The organism is Roseomonas rosulenta, from assembly GCF_016106005.1.
Taxonomy (GTDB): Bacteria; Pseudomonadota; Alphaproteobacteria; order Acetobacterales; family Acetobacteraceae; genus Neoroseomonas; species Neoroseomonas rosulenta.
The window spans coordinates 1-1,437 of the sequence record NZ_JACADR010000524.1; the positions used below are offsets into that span (position 1 = coordinate 1).

Sequence of the window (1,437 nt, forward strand, 5' to 3'; positions counted from 1 at the left end):
CTTCGCGGCGGCGGCGCGCTCGGCCTCGCGGGCGAGGCGGCGCGCCTCGCGGGCCTCGGCCACGGCGCGCTGGGCGGCCAGGCGCTCCTGGACCACGGGATCGTCCGGGCGGGGCTGGGCGCGGAAGCGCTCCATCATCGCCTTGCGGGCCTTCTCCGCAGCTTCGCGGCGGGAATTGTGGTCGTCGCGCTTCAGGCCTTGCATCGTGTCTTTCTGCTGTCCTGTTTTGTGGGACCGTCTGTTTGGCCGGGTCAGCCGAGGATGTCGAGGACGATCCGGCGGATTTCGGCGGGCGTGAGCCCACCCTGCTGGGGGGCGCCGGCGAGCGTCGCCGGGGTGGTCGGGGCCGGGCGCGGCTTGTGCCGGGCGGCCTGGTCATGGGTATGCATAATGATGTCTCGTTGATTCGTGGGCGGCGCCGCCCTTGGCGGGCGGCGCGCACCGGTCGTTGCAGTCAAGGCCCGCATGGGCGGTCGGACCGCCCGGCGCGGGCCGGGTCGCGGGGCGCTCAGGCCCGGCGGAGATTGGTGGCCGAGGTCTTGCCCTGCTGGCCCTTCTGGAGGTCGAATTCGAGCTTGTCGCCTTCCTGCGGCGTGCCGATGCCCGAACGCTCGACGTCGGAGATATGGAGGAAGACGTCCTTGGAGCCGTCCTCGGGCTGGATGAAGCCGTAGCCCTTGGTCGCGTTGAACCACTTGATGGTGCCGGTGGACATGGAGATGTTCCGTCTGAACGTGTTGCCGCCGCCGCACGAAGCCGTGCGCCGGATCAATCTTCGGTAGGGAGCGGGCGGCGGGCTCGGGGCTCGTTCGGTGACGAACAGGGAGAGCGCAGCAGGACCAAAACAAAGCTGACGACGGGTAGATAGGACATCGCGGCCGCATTTGGAAGCAATGATTTGTGACGGCTTGCCGCCTGCCGTCGGTAATGCCTGGATTCCTGCGGATCGCCGCCCGAAACTCACGCGCTGTTTCGCGTCGAGGGGCAACACATGGACAGGATGCCGCGCGCCGATGAGGGGTGCTGGACGCCGCTGCGCCTGATCGCGGCGCTCGAGTCGCGCGGCGCGGCGCCGGCCGTGCTCGCGATGCAGGGCGATGACGCCATGCCGGTGGCCGCGGCGCAGATCGCGGCCGATGCGCGCCGCCTGGCCGGCGGCCTGATCGCGGCCGGGATGGCGCCGGGCGAGGCAGTCGCGCTGCATGCGCCGAACTCGCCCGACTGGATCGTGGTGCGGCTCGCGATCGCCGCGACCGGTGCTCTGCCCATGGCGATCGACGACCTGACCGACACCGCCGCCGCCGAGGCGATCATCGCCGGCGCCGGCTGCCGCTGGGTCTTCGCCTCCGCCGCGCATGCGGCCGAGCTCGCCGCGCCCGAGGGGCTGCGCGTGGTGCTGGTGGACCGCCCGGAGGACGACGCCGGCTGGCACGCGCT

4 protein-coding genes are annotated in these 1,437 nt (G+C 71.5%); 1 reads left to right on the forward strand and 3 read right to left on the reverse strand.

Annotated features, from left to right (window positions below; all coding sequences use genetic code 11):
- The 3 genes from HW578_RS26540 to HW578_RS26550 all read right to left on the reverse strand — a co-directional run.
- A partial coding sequence (locus HW578_RS26540) for a DUF6481 family protein (protein ID WP_232479323.1) occupies positions 1-204 on the reverse strand: 204 nt, incomplete at its 3' end.
- Between the two features lie 47 nt (positions 205-251).
- Positions 252-389: a hypothetical protein gene (locus tag HW578_RS26545; protein ID WP_198373694.1), complete on the reverse strand. Its 138-nt coding sequence runs from the start codon at positions 387-389 to the stop codon at positions 252-254.
- 119 nt (positions 390-508) lie between these two features.
- On the reverse strand, positions 509-715 hold the full coding sequence (locus HW578_RS26550; protein WP_198373695.1) for a cold-shock protein: 207 nt from the start codon (positions 713-715) through the stop codon (positions 509-511).
- Between the two features lie 276 nt (positions 716-991).
- Here HW578_RS26550 and HW578_RS26555 point away from each other — a divergent pair.
- Positions 992-1,437: AMP-binding protein (locus HW578_RS26555; RefSeq protein ID WP_198373696.1), on the forward strand; the 446-nt coding region annotated here is incomplete at its 3' end.